General features: G+C 53.7%; 14 protein-coding genes. 2 read left to right on the plus strand and 12 right to left on the minus strand.

The window, feature by feature from the left end; all coding sequences use genetic code 11:
* Positions 1–59: 59 nt before the first annotated feature.
* The 12 genes from kdsB to LZP96_RS02370 all read right to left on the minus strand — a co-directional run bounded on the left by kdsB (position 60) and on the right by LZP96_RS02370 (position 13,949).
* Complete coding sequence (gene kdsB, locus LZP96_RS02315) at positions 60–806, minus strand: 3-deoxy-manno-octulosonate cytidylyltransferase (protein ID WP_064325566.1); 747 nt, start codon at positions 804–806, stop codon at positions 60–62.
* Positions 803–985, minus strand: a complete 183-nt coding sequence (gene ycaR, locus LZP96_RS02320; protein WP_064325565.1) for a protein YcaR — start codon at positions 983–985, stop codon at positions 803–805. The genes kdsB and ycaR overlap by 4 nt, the downstream gene beginning before the upstream one ends.
* 45 nt (positions 986–1,030) lie before the next feature.
* Complete coding sequence (locus LZP96_RS02325; RefSeq protein WP_064325564.1) at positions 1,031–2,260, minus strand: winged helix-turn-helix domain-containing protein; 1,230 nt, start codon at positions 2,258–2,260, stop codon at positions 1,031–1,033.
* Positions 2,261–2,302: 42 nt separating this feature from the next.
* Positions 2,303–3,280, minus strand: a complete 978-nt coding sequence (gene lpxK / locus LZP96_RS02330) for a tetraacyldisaccharide 4'-kinase (protein ID WP_064325563.1) — start codon at positions 3,278–3,280, stop codon at positions 2,303–2,305.
* Entirely contained in the window at positions 3,277–5,025 is a 1,749-nt protein-coding gene (msbA, locus tag LZP96_RS02335) for a lipid A ABC transporter ATP-binding protein/permease MsbA (protein ID WP_064325562.1), read from the minus strand. The genes lpxK and msbA overlap by 4 nt, the downstream gene beginning before the upstream one ends.
* A gap of 36 nt (positions 5,026–5,061) precedes the next feature.
* Complete coding sequence (locus LZP96_RS02340) at positions 5,062–7,326, minus strand: ComEC family protein (protein ID WP_064325561.1); 2,265 nt, start codon at positions 7,324–7,326, stop codon at positions 5,062–5,064.
* Between the two features lie 215 nt (positions 7,327–7,541).
* On the minus strand, positions 7,542–7,829 hold the full coding sequence (gene ihfB, locus LZP96_RS02345; protein ID WP_064325560.1) for an integration host factor subunit beta: 288 nt from the start codon (positions 7,827–7,829) through the stop codon (positions 7,542–7,544).
* Between the two features lie 168 nt (positions 7,830–7,997).
* Positions 7,998–9,671 (minus strand): 30S ribosomal protein S1, encoded by a 1,674-nt coding sequence (rpsA, locus tag LZP96_RS02350; protein ID WP_064325559.1) that lies wholly within the window; start codon positions 9,669–9,671, stop codon positions 7,998–8,000.
* A gap of 112 nt (positions 9,672–9,783) precedes the next feature.
* On the minus strand, positions 9,784–10,467 hold the full coding sequence (gene cmk / locus LZP96_RS02355) for a (d)CMP kinase (RefSeq protein WP_064325558.1): 684 nt from the start codon (positions 10,465–10,467) through the stop codon (positions 9,784–9,786).
* A 185-nt stretch (positions 10,468–10,652) separates the two neighbouring features.
* On the minus strand, positions 10,653–11,936 hold the full coding sequence (gene aroA / locus LZP96_RS02360) for a 3-phosphoshikimate 1-carboxyvinyltransferase (RefSeq protein WP_064325557.1): 1,284 nt from the start codon (positions 11,934–11,936) through the stop codon (positions 10,653–10,655).
* Between the two features lie 69 nt (positions 11,937–12,005).
* On the minus strand, positions 12,006–13,094 hold the full coding sequence (serC, locus tag LZP96_RS02365; protein ID WP_064325556.1) for a 3-phosphoserine/phosphohydroxythreonine transaminase: 1,089 nt from the start codon (positions 13,092–13,094) through the stop codon (positions 12,006–12,008).
* Positions 13,095–13,256: 162 nt separating this feature from the next.
* Positions 13,257–13,949, minus strand: a complete 693-nt coding sequence (locus LZP96_RS02370; protein WP_064325555.1) for a DUF421 domain-containing protein — start codon at positions 13,947–13,949, stop codon at positions 13,257–13,259.
* A gap of 127 nt (positions 13,950–14,076) precedes the next feature.
* Here LZP96_RS02370 and ycaO point away from each other — a divergent pair, with 127 nt between their 5' ends.
* Entirely contained in the window at positions 14,077–15,837 is a 1,761-nt protein-coding gene (gene ycaO, locus LZP96_RS02375; RefSeq protein ID WP_198324757.1) for a 30S ribosomal protein S12 methylthiotransferase accessory factor YcaO, read from the plus strand.
* A gap of 405 nt (positions 15,838–16,242) precedes the next feature.
* Positions 16,243–17,100 (plus strand): formate transporter FocA, encoded by an 858-nt coding sequence (focA, locus tag LZP96_RS02380; RefSeq protein ID WP_064325553.1) that lies wholly within the window; start codon positions 16,243–16,245, stop codon positions 17,098–17,100.
* Positions 17,101–17,107: the final 7 nt, after the last annotated feature.

Genomic DNA, 17,107 nt, shown 5'->3' on the forward strand with positions numbered 1-17,107 from the left:
AGGCGAAAAGGTCAGGCAGGAAACGTGGCTATCCCCCCGAATGAGGGGATAGAGAAGAACTAGCGTAATTCTGCGCGAACCCGCTCAAGATCCTCGGGTGTATCGACGCCGGTCCCCGGCACTTCCTCAGCGACGGCGACGTGGATTTTTTCGCCGTACCAGAGCACACGCAGCTGTTCCAGCATTTCTATCTGTTCCAGCGGGCTGGCCGCCCAGGTGACGTAGCGGCGAATAAAACCGGCACGATAACCATAAATGCCCAGATGACGCAGGAAGGTCTCGCCAATTGTCTCCTGAGAAATCGCAAAGCGATCGCGATCCCATGGAATGGCGGCGCGAGAGAAATAGAGCGCATAACCTTCGGCATCCATGACCACTTTCACCGCGTTAGGATTGAAGACCTCTTCCGCATGATGAATCGGTACCGCCAGCGTGGCCATGCCGACCTGACGCTGGGCAAGGTTTTCAGCCACCTGACGAATAATGACCGCCGGGATCATGGGCTCATCGCCCTGCACATTCACAATGACGGTATCATCGCTGAAGCCACATTTCTCGACCACTTCAGCCAGGCGTTCCGTTCCGGACTGATGATCGGCACGGGTCATGCATACTTCGCCGCCTGCTGCTTCGACCGCACGCGCGACGTCTTCATGATCCGTTGCGACAATCACACGATCCGCGCCGGATTCACGCGCTCTCTCCAGCACATGAACGATCATCGGTTTCCCGTTGATATCAACCAGCGGCTTGCCCGGCAAACGGGTGGAAGCGAAACGTGCCGGGATGATGACGACAAAACTCATGGCCGTTTCTCTTCTGCAGAAAGGGTACGGGCTTCGTTTTCCAGTAACACCGGAATCCCCTCACGCAGCGGGAAGGCCATGTTGTCCGATTTACAAATCAGCTCTTGTTTGTCCTGGCTGTAATACAGTTTGCCGTTACAGACCGGGCAGGCAATAATTTCGAGTAGACGGTGATCCATAGTTCCTCCGAATAGGTAATCAATAAAGCTTACCACATTCCTTTTTCAGGCTATGTCTATTTCCCAGCCACTCCGACACGATGTAAACAGGCCATCAGGCAAACGGGCCAGCGTCACCCGTTTAGCATGCTGCCATTCGGCAAACTGGCTAATCGCGAGGATGAGTCCTTTTTCCAGCGACGCATTCACTGCGACCCCCTCTTCAAGATACAGCGCAAAGATCTCCAGCACGCCCGTTTTTCGGTGCATTTTGGCGTCCATGCGCCCGACGAGCCGGCCTTTGTGTAACAATGGCAGGACAAAATAGCCATACTGCCGCTTCGGCGCAGGGGTGTAGCACTCCAGGCGATAGTGAAAATCAAAAAATTGCTCTGCTCGCTTGCGGTCCCAGACAACGGGATCAAAGGGGGATAACACCGCGCTGTGCGTCGCGGCGAGCTTGCCCTCCAGGGCCTGAGGCAACAGCGGCAGCAAATCGGCGTGCAGCCACATTTCCCCCAGCGACGCGACATCCACACGCACGACGCGCCCTTCTTCTTCCCAGTTTTCCAGCAAAGGCTTAAGCGCTGGCTGACGCAATCGATAATAATCCGCCAGCCAGGAGCCACGAAATATGCCCAGGCTTCTGGCGCTGTTAGCTAACATGGTTGCCTCGGCGACACTCTGTTCAATCAGATCGCGACTGTCGTCCCAGTGCGGCATCACACGATGGGTAAGATCGTAAACGCGCTGAAAATGACGCCGCTCGACGACCATCACTTTGCCTGAGGTAAAAAGCCCTTCGAGATGTCGCTTGTGGGGTTTCCATTCCCACCAGCCGCTGGCGCCCTTGCGCGGATGTTCAAAATCGGCAGACCGAACCGGGCCTTTCTCATGGATATGCGCGATAAGCTGCTCAATTTCCTGCGCGTGCTCGTGCATCCAGTCCTGGCGAAATTTCCACCCCATTTTATCGGGTGCCAGCATTCTGTGCCGCACCAGAGCAAAATCACTGCGTGGCAGAAAACAGGCTTCGTGCGCCCAGTATTCCATCAGCTCGCCGCGTAACAGGGCCTCATCCAGCCACTGCGGCGAATAATTTCCCAGACGGCTAAACAGGACCAGATACGGGCTTCTGGCAACAATATTGATCGTATCGATTTGCAGCAGCGACATACGCTGAATGGCAGGAAGGATATCCATGGACGTGGCGCGGCGGCGCGGCTTTTTTAACAGCCCCTGCGCCGCAAGATGTAAATGACGCGCTGCGGTGAGTGAAAGGTGCGGTATGGACATGGGTCTTCCTGTGCGTTTCGCGCCTGGGGAATACCGCTCGCGTTACTTCACCAGCGCTATCAGTTCCTCAAGCAACTGTTCAGGTTTTTCTCCGCTAAGCTCGGCATCCACCGGCAAATACCACCAGTGCGCTTTCGCGAAGGCGCGGCATTTCACCGCATCTTTTTCAGTCATGACAAGCGTCTGACCCGGCGATAAGAGTGATGCCACTTTTTCCGCCGTTAACGCCTGATGATCTGCCAGGGGAACGCATTTTTCAAGCGTCGCGCCCTGGTTTTCCAGAGTGGCAAAAAAGCGAGGCGGATGCCCTATCCCGGCCATTGCAACCAGCGAGGATAAGCCGGTCACGTCACGGCGTTCACCGGTCAGCAGATTTACCGCAAGCCCGGGTGCCAGTCGCATTGGAATTTCGCCCGCTTTTGCCTCTCCGCCATTGACGATAACGGCGTCGACCGACCGCAGCCGAGATTCACGCTCACGCATCGGTCCGGCGGGGAGCCACCAGCCATTACCAAAACGGCGTACGCCGTCAATCACGACAATCTCTTTATCACGGGCCAGTGCATAGTGCTGTAAACCATCGTCGGTGATGACCAGTTGCACCGCCTGTTCTGCCAGCAGCGCCTGTACCGCCTCGCTGCGTTTAGGGGAAACGGCAACCGGTACGCCCGTACGCTGGAAGATCAATACGGGCTCATCCCCTGCTTCTGCGGTAGAGGTTTGCGCGTTCAGCAGCAGGGGATAGCGTGCTGCTTTGCCGCCATAGCCCCGTGACACCACACCTACACGAACCCCGCGTTCGGTTAGCTTTTCAACCAGCCAGATGACGACCGGCGTTTTGCCATTGCCACCCGCGGTAAGGTTACCTACCACGACAACCGGAACCGGCGCTCGCCAGGCACGTTTAAACCCCAGGCGATAACACGCGCGTATCACGCCGCTCACCAGGCCATACAGCCAGGAGAGCGGCAGCAGCAACAGCCACAGCGGTGATTCGCCGGACCAGATGCGGGCTATCATTGACCAAACTGCATCTTGTGAAGCTGGGCGTACACGCCACGATGTGCCAGAAGATCGGCATGACTGCCGCGTTCTACGAGGACGCCATCTTCCACCACCACGATCTCATCCGCCTGTTCGATCGTTGACAGACGGTGCGCGATCACCAGCGATGTGCGGTTCTTCTGCAGCTCATCGAGCGCGGACTGAATGGCACGCTCGGATTCGGTATCCAGCGCGGAGGTGGCTTCATCCAGGATCAGAATCGGGCTATCTCGCAGTAACGCACGCGCAATGGCAATACGCTGACGTTGACCGCCCGAAAGCAGCACGCCGTTTTCACCAATGATCGTGTCGAGGCCATTATCCATCTTATTGATGAAGTCCATTGCGTAGGCCATGCGCGCCGCTTTTTCGATATCTTCGCGGCTGTACTCTTCGGTACGGGCATAGGCGATGTTATTCGCCACGGTATCGTTAAACAGATGGACGTTCTGGGAGACCAGCGCAACCTGATTACGTAATGACCGCAGGCTGTACTCCTTCAGATCGTGGCCATCCAGCAGAATTTCGCCTTCATCAATATCATAAAAGCGGGTGATCAGGCTGGCGATGGTCGATTTACCGGAGCCAGAACGCCCCACCAGCGCCACGGTTTTACCCGCCTCAATATTGAGGCTGATATTACGCAGCGCGGGGGTTTCGCGGCCTGGATAGGTAAAGGTCACATTGCGGAACTCAAGATCGCCTTTTGCACGGTCGATGACGCGCTTACCTTCGTCTTTTTCCTGTTCAGAATCCAGAATGCTGAAGAGCGTCTGACAGGCTGCCATGCCACGCTGGAACTGCGCATTGACGTTGGTCAGCGACTTAAGCGGGCGCATCAGCGCGATCATAGAGGAGAAGACAACCGTAATTGTCCCCGCCGTCAGCGTTTCCATCACGCTTGGGAAGCTGGCTGCATACAGCACAAAGGCTAATGCCAGCGAGGCGATCAGCTGGATAATAGGATCGGAAATGGACGAAGCAGAGACCATTTTCATGCCCTGCAGGCGCATTCTGTTGCTCACCTTATCAAAGCGCTTGGTTTCGACATCCTGACCGCCGAAAATTAACACCTCTTTATGGCCCTTCAGCATCTGCTCAGCGCTGGTGGTCACCTGCCCCATCGTGTTCTGCATATTTTTGCTGATATTACGGAAACGCTTAGACACCACGCGAATCGCAATTGAGACAATGGGTGCCAGCACGATGAGAATAATTGACAGCTGCCAGCTGTAATAGAACATCATCACGAACAGACCGATGATGGAGGCGCCTTCACGAACCACCGTAATGAGCGCGCTGGATGACGATGACGCAACCTGTTCGGAATCATAGGTAATACGAGACAATAGCGTCCCGGTGGATTGCTTATCGAAGAACGCAACCGGCATGCCCATCATATGGCTGAACAAGCGACGGCGCATGGTCATGACAACCTTGCCCGATACCCATGAAATGCAGTAACTGGAAATATAGCTGGTGATACCTCGTAAGATCATCAACCCGATAACCACCAGAGGCATCCAGAGCAACACTGAGCGATCCGTTTTACCAAAACCGTCATCCAGTAACGGTTTGAGGAGCGATAACATGAAAGTATCGCTGGCTGCGTTGAGGATTAACGCCACAGCCGCCACGATGAGACCTGCTTTGAAAGGGGCAATCATCGGCCAGAGTCGGCGGAAGGTCTGCCACGTGGAGAGATCTTTGTCGTTATGCATTCATAAAACCAGCATTTGTTGAAATAGCCGCATATTCTACCCGTTATCTGCAGGCACGCCAAACCACTGATGATACCAACGCGGTAAATATTGATCTCGTAAGCGTCGGATTTGCCAACCCTGTTGCGTAAATGAGACGGATAGTTGTCCGCTTTGCGGGGTATCGAACCATTGATAACCTTCCTTTCTGTAGCGCCCAATCACCTTTGTTGAGGGAAACCGCCACGCGTTATAACGTGCGGCTGAGGCCAGCGCTAGCGCCCCCTCCGCTCGCTGGATGAGCGGCAAGGAGGACGAAGTATTGCTCCCATGGTGGGGCACCTGGATAAGTGTAGACGTCAGATATTGCCAGTGGTGGCTCAACATCCTTTGTTCTGCATTTGCTTCAATATCCCCGGTAAGCAATGCGCTATGCAGACCATCATCGACTTTTACCACGCACGAGCGGTTATTGCCCTGTGCCGGGTAGCCCACCGGTGGCCAGTGCACCGTAAAGGTCAATCCTTGCCACTGCCAGTGCTGGCCCCGAAAGCACGGCCTATGCTGCGCCCGGTTTAAGGGGCTGCGTATCCACATCTGCGGCCAGGCCGCGCGAAGCGAGTTGAGCCCCCCGATATGGTCGGCATGCTCGTGGCTGACGATGACGCCCTCAGGCGTTAAATGGTGCCAGCGTAACCAGGGAATAATAATCTGTTTTGCGCTATCGCCTCCGGGCCAGGCAAGCCCGGTATCGTACAGAATGGCCCGCCCGTTGCGCTCGATGACCATCGCCAGCCCCTGCCCAACATCAAGCATATGCAGCGTCCAGCCGTCGATTTTGTTTCCACGCCAGAAGGGATAAAGCGCCAAAACACAGCCGGCTAAGCAGAGGGCTGGCATCTGTCCTAAGACACGTAAACGCCAGCCGATAAGGGCGAACCACGGAAAAAGCGTTACGGGGACCCAGCGCGCATCGACATCCACCCAGCCATCGGGAAGTTGCTTCAATAGCCAGAACAGGCATGCCAGCGATCTATCCGCCAGATACCAGGCGGCAGCCTCCCCTGCGCCGAAGGGAAAAAGATGTAACACCATCCCCACCAGGATCAAAGGCACCGATACCAGCGTGACCAGCGGCACGGCGAATAAATTTGCGACAAGCGACGACAGGCTGAAACCATGAAAAATCATGACCTGTATGGGCAACAGCAATAGCAGCATCCCCAACTGCAAATGCAGTAAATTAATGACGGGCGCGATCCAATAAGGTCCGGAAAAGCGAGGAGCAGGCACCCACTGATACCAGAAGATCAGCGCGGCAACCGCAAATGCTGACAGCATCAGGCTTTGGGAGAGAACAGCCAGCGGGTCACTAAACAAGATGGCGGCTAAGCACGTCAGCCACGCCTGCCAGGGGGACCATTGACGTCCACTGATGCGAAGCAGTGACAGTACGGCAAGCGCCACAACCGTGCGTAGCGCCGGCGGCTGCAAACCGGTAAGCCAGGCATAAAAACAAGCAAAACAGAGGCTCGCCAGCAGCGGCATCCGCCAGTCAATCCAGCGGCACGGCAGGAGAAACTGTATTCCCCTTGCAAGAAACCAAAAAATAGACGCCGCCAGGGTGATGTGCAGGCCCGAGATGGCCATCAGGTGCAACGTGCCGGTCTCGCGCATCAGGCTTTTGATCTCCTGCGAGACCGCCAGCTGCTCGCCCATCCCTAAGCCCAGTATGACCGTCCCCCAGGGATAACCCTCGAGCGTTGAGGTCAGCGAGGTCAGATAGCGCGCACGCAGGCTGCATGTAGCGTTGCGCACTTCGGCATGGGTAAATCTGCCGCTTAAGGGTTTATGCAGAGCCAGCGCATTGCGTTGAGCATCAAATCCCGCGTCGTTAAGCTCACCGTGGATAGCCCGTAAACGCAGCGTCATGGCCCATCGTTGACCGGCACAGGCGGCCTGCGGCAGGTAGTTTCCATAAAGGGTAATACCGGTATTCGCCCGCCAGGGTTTACCATTAAGCGTGACGATAACGCCCTGATGCGTTGTTGCGCCATCCGTCGCGGTCAGCACAATTTCTGCCTGCTGTGGGCCCGCTGTCAGGTTTTGCATGGGCCAGACAGACTCCCGCGCGGCAAGCGTTCCCCACGCAAAAAAGAGTAACCCGAGTCCGGCATAGCGAAAGCCGGGTGTTTTCTGCATCGCGCACCCTATTCCTGCCACAATAATGACGCCGGTGGTGGCAAGATCGGGTAGCGCGGGCAACCACAACAGAGGAAAGATCCCCAGAATCACACATGCGCTTACGGCGGGTATACCCATTGACACCTCCCTGTTTCGTCCGGGAAGTGTGTCGCGGTGAGAGAGGTCTGTCAGGCGAGAAAAATCAGCTTTGCGAGCGTGGCTGTAAACGCTTTGCGGCTGTACAGCCATCCTCATTAAAAATGCGAGAATGATTCAGAAGCGGGATCGTAAAAACAAAAAAAGCACCCGAAGGTGCTTTCTTTTCTAACCCAGTTTTCACCCGCAGGTAAAACTCAGTTATCGTAAATGTTGGCGCGGTCGCGCAGTTCTTTACCCGGCTTAAAGTGAGGAACGTATTTACCTTCCAGATCTACTTTATCGCCAGTCTTCGGGTTACGCCCGGTTCGTGGTGCACGATAGTGCAGAGAGAAACTACCGAAACCGCGGATCTCAATGCGCTCGCCCTGGGCCAGAGTCGAGGCCATATGCTCCAGCATCTCTTTGACTGCATCTTCCACTGCCTTTGCAGGAATGTGCGATTGCTGGCTGGCAAGTCTTTCAATCAATTCTGACTTGGTCATGATTCCTCCGGTTCCTTCAAACCAATTAGCTGAACAGCTTATTAAACAAGGGCGGCCGTAGCCGCCCTTTGTTATTGATTACAGGACGAATCCTGCAATCTGTCAAGTCTGCTCGTCATTCTTCGAACCGTAACTGCGTTATAGCTCAAAGGATTCAGAACGCTTGAATTACTCGCCTTTAGCTGCTTTGAAAGCTTCAGCCATTGCGTTGTTGGAGAAACCAGCTTCTTCCTGTTTGTTAACAGTTGCGATAGCGTCTTTCTCATCAGCTTCGTCTTTAGCACGAACAGACAGGCTGATAGCGCGGTTCTTACGGTCAACACCGGTGAACTTAGCTTCAACATCGTCGCCAACGCTCAGAACCAGAGTGGCATCTTCAACACGGTCACGTGAAGCTTCAGAAGCGCGCAGGTAACCCTCAACGCCGTCAGCCAGTTCTACGGTTGCGCCTTTAGCGTCAACTGCAGTCACTTTACCGTTTACGATTGCGCCTTTCTTGTTCACAGCAACCCAGTTGTTGAACGGATCTTCTGCGAGCTGTTTAACGCCCAGGGAGATACGCTCACGCTCTGCGTCAACCTGCAGAACAACCGCTGCGATTTCGTCGCCTTTCTTGTATTCACGAACTGCTTCTTCGCCTGTAACGTTCCAGGAGATGTCAGACAGGTGAACCAGGCCGTCGATGCCGCCGTCCAGGCCGATGAAGATACCGAAGTCAGTGATAGACTTGATTTTACCTTCAACACGGTCGCCCTTGTTGTGGGTTTCCGCGAACTGCTGCCATGGGTTGTTTTTGCACTGTTTCAGGCCCAGGGAGATACGACGACGTTCTTCGTCGATATCCAGAACCATTACTTCCACTACATCACCAACGTTAACAACTTTGGATGGGTGGATGTTTTTGTTGGTCCAGTCCATTTCGGAAACGTGCACCAGGCCTTCAACGCCTTCTTCGATTTCAACGAAGCAGCCGTAGTCGGTCAGGTTGGTAACGCGACCCGTCAGTTTAGTACCTTCTGGGTAACGTTTAGCGATAGCGACCCATGGATCTTCGCCCAGCTGTTTCAGGCCCAGAGACACACGAGTACGCTCACGGTCGAACTTCAGCACTTTAACAGTGATTTCGTCGCCAACGTTCACGATTTCGCTTGGGTGCTTAACGCGTTTCCACGCCATGTCGGTGATGTGCAGCAGGCCATCAACGCCGCCCAGGTCAACGAATGCGCCGTAGTCAGTGAGGTTCTTAACGATACCTTTGACTTCCATGCCTTCCTGCAGGTTTTCCAGCAGCTGATCGCGTTCTGCGCTGTTTTCGGATTCGATAACGGCACGACGAGAAACAACAACGTTGTTACGTTTCTGGTCCAGCTTGATGACTTTGAACTCAAGCTCTTTGCCTTCCAGGTGCAGCGTATCGCGCACTGGACGAACGTCTACCAGTGAACCTGGCAGGAACGCACGAATACCGTTCAGCTCAACAGTGAAGCCACCTTTAACTTTGCCGTTGATAACACCGACCACAGTTTCAGCTTCTTCGTACGCTTTTTCCAGCGTGATCCAAGCTTCGTGACGTTTAGCTTTCTCACGAGACAACAGAGTTTCACCGAAGCCGTCTTCTACTGCGTCCAGCGCAACGTCAACTTCGTCACCGACCTGAATTTCCAGCTCGCCGGCTGCGTTTTTGAACTGCTCTGCAGGGATTGCAGATTCAGATTTCAGACCCGCATCAACCAGGACTACGTCTTTGTCGATAGAGACAACAACGCCACGAACGATGGAACCCGGACGGGTTTCGATTGTTTTTAAAGATTCTTCAAATAGTTGAGCAAAAGATTCAGTCATGTTTAATCTTCAGAGTTAGATTTAACGTCCACCTGGCTTCATGCCGGATGGGGTTGTTTCACATACCCGCTCACACTCCATTGCAGCGGGGGTACTACAAATTCTGTCGCGATTACGCGAGTGCCAATTTCTGGCGCGCATATTGTAGCGCTTTTTCAATCACTTGCTCAATAGTTAAACTGGTTGAATCCAGCACTAATGCATCTTCTGCGGGAACAAGTGGTGCGACGGCGCGGTTACGATCGCGGTCATCGCGCTCTTTTATCTCGGATAAAAGGCGATCAAAGTTAACACTAAACCCCTTTTCCTGCAACTGAAGCATGCGGCGCTGCGCGCGTTCTTCAGAAGAAGCATCAAGGAATATTTTCACCGGCGCATCGGGGAAAACTACCGTGCCCATATCACGACCGTCGGCGATTAAGCCTGGCGCGTCGCGGAATGCGCGCTGGCGGCGAAGCAAGGCTTCACGCACGCGCGGGAAAGCCGCAACCTGCGAGGCGGCGCTTGCCACATCCTGGGTACGAATTTCACCGCTGACATCTTCCCCTTCCAGAATCACTTCGAGATTGCCGTCGGTGGAGACAAAACGCACGTCAAGGTGTGCAGCTAACGGTACCAGCGCTTCTTCGGAGGTTACATCAACATGGTGATGCAGCGCAGCCAGAGCCAGCACGCGATAAATTGCTCCCGAGTCTAAAAGATGCCATTGCAATGCTTCCGCCATCGCCTTACACAGCGTCCCTTTTCCTGCGCCGCTAGGTCCATCAATGGTGATTACCGGGGCAACTGCCGTCATCTCTTTCTCCTTCATTAAGGCATACCGTTTACATAAACGCCGCGCATTATACGCGCCAACGCACGCAACTGTTATCTTTGCGTGTCAATTACGGAAAGTTTGAAGGAGAGTGTAGAAGAAATCGCAGGGAACAACGTCAGAAAGCGTAAGGAAAAGCCGCATCGGGTGGATGCGGCAGAGCATCATCAGGCCAGAGTGCTAATCCGCGCCAGCTGCTCGAAGTAATCCGGGAAGGTTTTCGCGGTACATTTCGGATCGAGAATCGTCACCGGCGTGTCAGACAGCGCCACCAGCGAGAAGCACATGGCCATACGGTGATCGTTATAGGTGCCAATCTCAGCGAACTGCAACTGTGCCGGCGGCGTCACGCGAATGTAATCTTCGCCCTCTTCAACGGTCGCCCCGACTTTGCGCAACTCTGTCGCCATCGCAAACAGGCGGTCCGTCTCTTTTACGCGCCAGTTATAAATATTGCGCATTGTGGTGGTGCCTTTAGCAAACAATGCTGCCGTTGCAATGGTCATCGCCGCATCCGGAATATGGTTCATGTCCATATCGATGGCGTTAAGTTCGCCGCGCGTACAGGAGATGTAGTCATCGCCCCAGATGACCTTCGCGCCCATTTTTTCCAGCACATCCGCAAAACGAATATCGCCCTGCACGCTGTTACGGCCAATACCGGTGACTTTCACCGTACCGCCCTTAATCGCGCCAGCGGCCAGGAAGTAAGACGCAGAGGAGGCGTCACCTTCCACCAGATAGTGACCCGGCGACTGATACGCCTGCGCTCCACGTACCACAAAACGCTGGTATGCCTGATTTTCAACGTCAACACCGAAGGTTTTCATCAGGTGCAACGTGATGTCGATATAGGGTTTAGAAACCAGTTCACCTTTAATCGTGATAACCGTGTCGTGCGGTGCCAGCGGCGCGGTCATCAGGAGCGCCGTCAGGAACTGACTCGATACGCTGCCGTCAACCTCCACATTGCCGCCGGTGAACCCACCGCGCAGGCGCAAGGGAGGATAATTTTCCTGCTCCAGATAATCGATTTGCGCGCCGCCCTGACGAAGGGCATCCACCAGATGGCCAATGGGACGTTCCTTCATGCGCGGCTCGCCGGTCAGCACGATATTATTACGCCCAAGGCAAAGTGCGGCCGCCAGCGGACGCATGGCCGTACCGGCATTCCCCAGGAACAGCTCCAGCGCGTCGGCAGAGTGCAGCGCCCCGCCGTTGCCGGTGACTTCACAGCGGGTGCGATCATGGGAAAGCGTATAATGAACTCCCAACGCTTTTAGCGCATTGAGCATGTGGCGGACGTCATCACTGTCCAGCAAATTGGTCAGGACGGTGGTGCCATTAGCCAGTGCTGCCAGCAGCAACGCGCGGTTCGAGACACTTTTTGAACCCGGCAAATTGATGGTGCCGTCCACGCGCGCAATAGGTTGTAACGTCAGGGATTCCATGAAACTTAACTCTCAACTCAACAGAATAAAAACCCCTGCCGGATCCGACAGGGGAAGAAAACAGCGCAATTAACCGTGGCGACGTTCAAAGTCGATCATGAAATCGGTCAGCGCTTTGACGCCTTGCAGCGGCATCGCATTATAGATAGACGCGCGCATACCCCCCACGACACGGTGGCCTTTCAGAGCGTGCAGGCCGGCTGCAAAAGACTCTTCCAGGAACAGGTTGTCCAGGGTGCTATCGGCCAACTGGAACGGCACGTTCATGCGCGAACGGTTCGCCTGCGCCACATCGTTGCGGTAGAAGTCGCTCTTATCAATCACGCCGTAAAGCAGCCCGGCTTTTTGCTGATTGATGTTGTCCATCTGCGTCACACCGCCATTTTGCTTCAGCCATTTGAAGACGAGGCCAGAAAGATACCAGGCAAAGGTCGGCGGCGTATTGAACATGGAGTCGTTATCGTTCAGAACGGTGTAATCGAGGATAGACGGACAGGCTTTGTTCGCCTTGCCCAGCAGATCGTCACGCACAATGACCAGCGTCAGACCCGCAGGACCGATATTTTTCTGCGCACCGGCATAAATCACACCATAACGGGTGACATCCAGCGGCGTGGAAAGAATGGTCGACGAGAGATCCGCGGTAACCACCACGTTCTCGCCAAAATCAGGCTCTTCATGAATAGCAATGCCGTCGATGGTTTCATTCGGGCAGTAATGCAGGTAGGCCGCATCACGGGAAAGCTGCCATTCGCTCATCGGCTTAACGGCACGCAGCCCCTCAACGGTGACTTTCGCGTCGATAACGTTCGGCGTGCAGTATTTATGCGCTTCTTTGACCGCGCTGGCGGCCCAGTAGCCCGCGTCTACGTAGTCTGCGGTGGTTTTATCGCCCAGCAGATTCAGGGGGATACCGGCAAACTGCCCGCGTCCGCCGCCGTGACAGAATAAAACTTTGTAGTTCGAGGGGATATTGAGCAGATCGCGAAAATCTTGTTCTGCCTCTTCAGCCACCTTGATAAACGCTTTACCACGGTGGCTAATTTCCATCACCGATGTGCCAAGACCCTGCCAGTCGCAAAGCTCCTGTTGAGCCTGTTTAAGCACGTCTGCCGGTAACATTGCCGGACCTGAACTGAAATTGAAAACCTGAGCCATTTCCCCTCACCACGCTTAACGCTATAAGTTATTACTGTGGATATCGGTTTTATCATTCAGTGACACGCGCCGCAATGTCTAAAACTTATGACCGGCAAAATGTGTCCGTCGTCACACAAAACAATCTGTCGGCTCTGTGCGACAAAACGGACAAAATCGCTGTCAGGTGATGCGTTTAGCCCAGCTAACCTTCGACCATTCCGGATGGGCGCAACGCGGACATAATTGATGATCGCCTGCCTGCATATCGACCACGTGGCTGCAGCGGACGCAGGCATATTTATTCGCTTCGGGAACGGTGGTGAATCGCTCAATGCATTTATCCGGCAAAATACACAGCCCCGGTTTTACTTCCTCATCTTCGTAGTAGTAAAGACTGACCTGACCATTGGTTTCCATGATCGCCAGACGCAGTTGCCCAAGCTGTTCAACACTGTTCAGCCGCAGCTCCATAAAGAACTCGAATTCGGTCATATTGGCACGTTGCACCTTTTCCCAGGCGAGCTGCCCGTCCTCCACGATAATGACCGGCTTACCTTCAAAGAGATCTTCGAGCTTTTCGCTCTTCGACATGAGCCACATTACCAGTCGATATAAGAGAGCCAGCGTCACGAAGACCACAAAAACGGGGATCATCGGTACGTCATCGTAGAAAGCAACGTCCCCTGCCGCCGAGCCCAGCGTCAAAATGATCAACACTTCAAAGAGGGACATTTGCCTGACACCGCGACGCCCGGTGATTTTGAGAAAGAGAAAAACCAAAACAAAGGTATACAGACTGCGTAGTGCGACTTCCCCTAAAAACTCCAGTGGCACTTTATCGAATGCCATTCTCTGTAAATCAAACGCTTTCATTTTTCTATGCCTTAACAGTCAGTTACTACCTGTAAGCATAGCTCAGGCTTTTATTTTCACCGAAGATAGCGCCTGCCACGCAAAACCCGTATCATTGCGCGCTTTCCGTACGATAAAAGTGATCGCCATGACTCAAACATTCATCCCCGGCAAAGACGCCGCCCTGGAAGACTCCATTGCACGTTTCCAACAAAAACTGACCGACCTGGGCTTTAATATCGAAGAGGCGTCCTGGCTTAATCCGGTCCCTCACGTCTGGTCAGTGCACATTCGCGATACAGACTGCGCGCTGTGCTTCACCAACGGTAAAGGGGCAACCAAAAAAGCGGCACTGGCCTCCGCGCTGGGTGAGTATTTTGAGCGTCTGTCCACCAACTACTTCTTTGCCGACTTCTGGCTGGGCAACACCGTGGCGAACGCTCCTTTCGTCCACTATCCGAATGAAAAATGGTTCCCGCTGACGGAAGACGATGCGCTGCCGGAAGGCATCCTTGATGCCCGTCTGCGCGCGTTCTACGATCCAGAAAATGAACTGACCGCCGGCATGCTGGTGGATCTGCAATCTGGCAATGACGATCGCGGTATTTGCGCCCTGCCCTTTACCCGACAGTCCGATGAAGAGACCGTCTATATCCCGATGAATATCGTCGGCAACCTGTATGTCTCTAACGGCATGTCAGCCGGTAATACCCGTAACGAAGCGCGCGTTCAGGGCCTGTCCGAAGTCTTTGAGCGTCACATCAAAAACCGTATTATCGCGGAATCCATCAGCCTGCCAGAGATCCCGGCCGACGTACTGGCACGCTATCCGGGCGTGGTTGAGTCTATCGCCAAACTGGAAGCAGAAGGTTTCCCAATCTTTGCTTACGATGGCTCACTGGGCGGTAAATATCCGGTGATCTGCGTCGTCCTGTTCAACCCGACCAACGGCACCTGCTTCGCCTCCTTCGGGGCACACCCTGATTTCGGCGTAGCGCTGGAGCGCACCGTGACCGAGCTGCTGCAGGGTCGTAGCCTGAAAGATCTCGACGTGTTTACACCGCCAACCTTCGACGACGAAGAAGTGGCTGAACACACTAACCTCGAAACCCACTTCATCGATTCCAGCGGTTTGATCTCCTGGGATATGTTTAAACAGGATGCAGATTATCCGTTCGTAGACTGGAACTTCTCCGGCACCACTGAAGAAGAGTTCGCCACGCTGATGGCGATCTTCAGTGCTGAAGACCAGGAAGTCTATATTGCCGATTACGAGCATTTGGGTGTATATGCCTGCCGTATCATCGTGCCTGGCATGTCTGATATTTATCCTGCTGAAGATTTGTGGCTGGCGAACAACAGCATGGGCAGCCATCTGCGCGAAACCCTGCTGGCGTTGCCCGGCAGCGAGTGGGAAAAAGAAGACTATCTGAACCTTATCGCACAGCTGGACGATGAAGGTCACGATGACTTCACCCGCGTTCGCGAGCTGCTTGGTCTGGCAACAGGTAAAGACAATGGCTGGTATACCCTGCGTATCGGCGAACTGAAAGCGATGCTGGCGCTGGCGGGCGGCGATCTGGATCAGGCACTGGCCTGGACAGAATGGACCATTGAATTTAACCAGTCCGTTTTCTCTGCGGAGCGCGCTAACTACTATCGTTGCCTGCAAACCCTGCTGCTGCTGGCGCAGGAAGACGATCGCCAGCCGCTGCAATACCTGAATGCCTTCGTACGCATGTACGGTGCTGCTGCCGTTGAAGCCGCCAGCGCGGCGCTCAGCGGCGAAGCGCCATTCTATGGTCTGCAAGCTGTTGATAGCGATCTTAACGCCTTCCCGGCGCATCAGTCGCTGCTGCGGGCCTATGAAAAGCTGCAACGCGCAAAAGCGGCTTACTGGTCAAAATAAGCGCACTTAACATGACGGACTGTAGGTGTATTCCGTCGACCAGGCTATATTACGGGGCAATTTAATTGCCCCGTTTTTTTATATTCATCGCAGGCAACTCTTCTTGTAATAATAAAGTTAATTGCAAGTAAATATTATTATGGTCAATTGAACTTTACTGTTACTTTTTTTGGAAAATACTCCATTTTAATTAACTGTTTTATAGGGGGCGAAAGAAAAAATTCAACTCTTTTCATAACTTTTAAAATTTATTTTTATACGGATAATCAAATACTTACTCCGCAATTGCCGTAAAACCATACGCTTTGCGGGCCTATAAGCCAGGCGAGATATGATCTATATCAATTTCTCTTCTATAATGCTTTGTTAGTATCTCGTCGCCGACTTAATAAAGAGAGAGTTAGTGTGAAAGCTGACAACCCTTTTGATCTAATACTCCCCGCTGCAATGGCCAAAGTTGCCGAAGAAGCGGGTGTCTATAAAGCCACAAAACGCCCGATGACGACGTTCTTCCTGGCGATTACCGCGGGTGTGTTCATCTCCATCGCGTTTGTCTTCTACATTACTGCGACCACCGGTACAGCGGCGATGCCATTTGGTATTGCAAAACTTATCGGCGGCATTTGCTTCTCGCTGGGTTTGATTCTTTGCGTTATCTGCGGTGCAGATCTCTTTACCTCAACCGTACTTATCGTTGTGGCTAAAGCAAGCGGCAAGATTACCTGGGGTCAACTGGGGCGCAACTGGCTTAATGTCTATGTTGGCAACCTGATTGGCTGTTTGCTCTTCGTTTTATTGATGTGGTTATCTGGCGAGTATATGACTGCCAACGGCGGCTGGGGGCTCAATGTCCTGCAAACTGCCGACCACAAAATGCATCACACCTTTATTGAAGCCGTTGCGCTGGGCATCCTTGCAAACCTGATGGTCTGCCTGGCTGTCTGGATGAGTTACTCCGGACGCAGCCTGATGGATAAAGCCATGATCATGGTTTTACCGGTAGCCATGTTCGTTGCCAGCGGCTTTGAGCACAGTATTGCAAACATGTTTATGATACCAATGGGTATCGTCATTCGTCACTTTGCGAGCCCGGAGTTTTGGACCGCCATCGGTTCGAGTCCGGAAAGTTTCTCTCACCTGACTATCATGAATTTCATCACGGATAACCTGATTCCTGTGACTATAGGGAACATTATCGGTGGGGGTCTGCTGGTTGGGTTGACATACTGGGTCATTTACCTGCGTGGTGACGACCATCATTGATGGTTAT

This window comes from Huaxiibacter chinensis (genome assembly GCF_022171985.1).
GTDB classification, from domain to species: domain Bacteria; phylum Pseudomonadota; class Gammaproteobacteria; order Enterobacterales; family Enterobacteriaceae; genus Enterobacter; species Enterobacter chinensis_A.

Excerpts from the sequence above, each read along its gene's own strand:
- kdsB (WP_064325566.1), bottom strand. The coding sequence starts at position 806 with ATGAGTTTTGTCGTCATCATCCCGGCACGTTTCGCTTCCACCCGTTTG.
- ycaR (WP_064325565.1), bottom strand. The coding sequence starts at position 985 with ATGGATCACCGTCTACTCGAAATTATTGCCTGCCCGGTCTGTAACGGC.
- LZP96_RS02325 (WP_064325564.1), bottom strand. The coding sequence starts at position 2,260 with ATGTCCATACCGCACCTTTCACTCACCGCAGCGCGTCATTTACATCTT.
- lpxK (WP_064325563.1), bottom strand. The coding sequence starts at position 3,280 with ATGATAGCCCGCATCTGGTCCGGCGAATCACCGCTGTGGCTGTTGCTG.
- msbA (WP_064325562.1), bottom strand. The coding sequence starts at position 5,025 with ATGCATAACGACAAAGATCTCTCCACGTGGCAGACCTTCCGCCGACTC.
- LZP96_RS02340 (WP_064325561.1), bottom strand. The coding sequence starts at position 7,326 with ATGGGTATACCCGCCGTAAGCGCATGTGTGATTCTGGGGATCTTTCCT.
- ihfB (WP_064325560.1), bottom strand. The coding sequence starts at position 7,829 with ATGACCAAGTCAGAATTGATTGAAAGACTTGCCAGCCAGCAATCGCAC.
- rpsA (WP_064325559.1), bottom strand. The coding sequence starts at position 9,671 with ATGACTGAATCTTTTGCTCAACTATTTGAAGAATCTTTAAAAACAATC.
- cmk (WP_064325558.1), bottom strand. The coding sequence starts at position 10,467 with ATGACGGCAGTTGCCCCGGTAATCACCATTGATGGACCTAGCGGCGCA.
- aroA (WP_064325557.1), bottom strand. The coding sequence starts at position 11,936 with ATGGAATCCCTGACGTTACAACCTATTGCGCGCGTGGACGGCACCATC.
- serC (WP_064325556.1), bottom strand. The coding sequence starts at position 13,094 with ATGGCTCAGGTTTTCAATTTCAGTTCAGGTCCGGCAATGTTACCGGCA.
- LZP96_RS02370 (WP_064325555.1), bottom strand. The coding sequence starts at position 13,949 with ATGAAAGCGTTTGATTTACAGAGAATGGCATTCGATAAAGTGCCACTG.
- ycaO (WP_198324757.1), top strand. The coding sequence starts at position 14,077 with ATGACTCAAACATTCATCCCCGGCAAAGACGCCGCCCTGGAAGACTCC.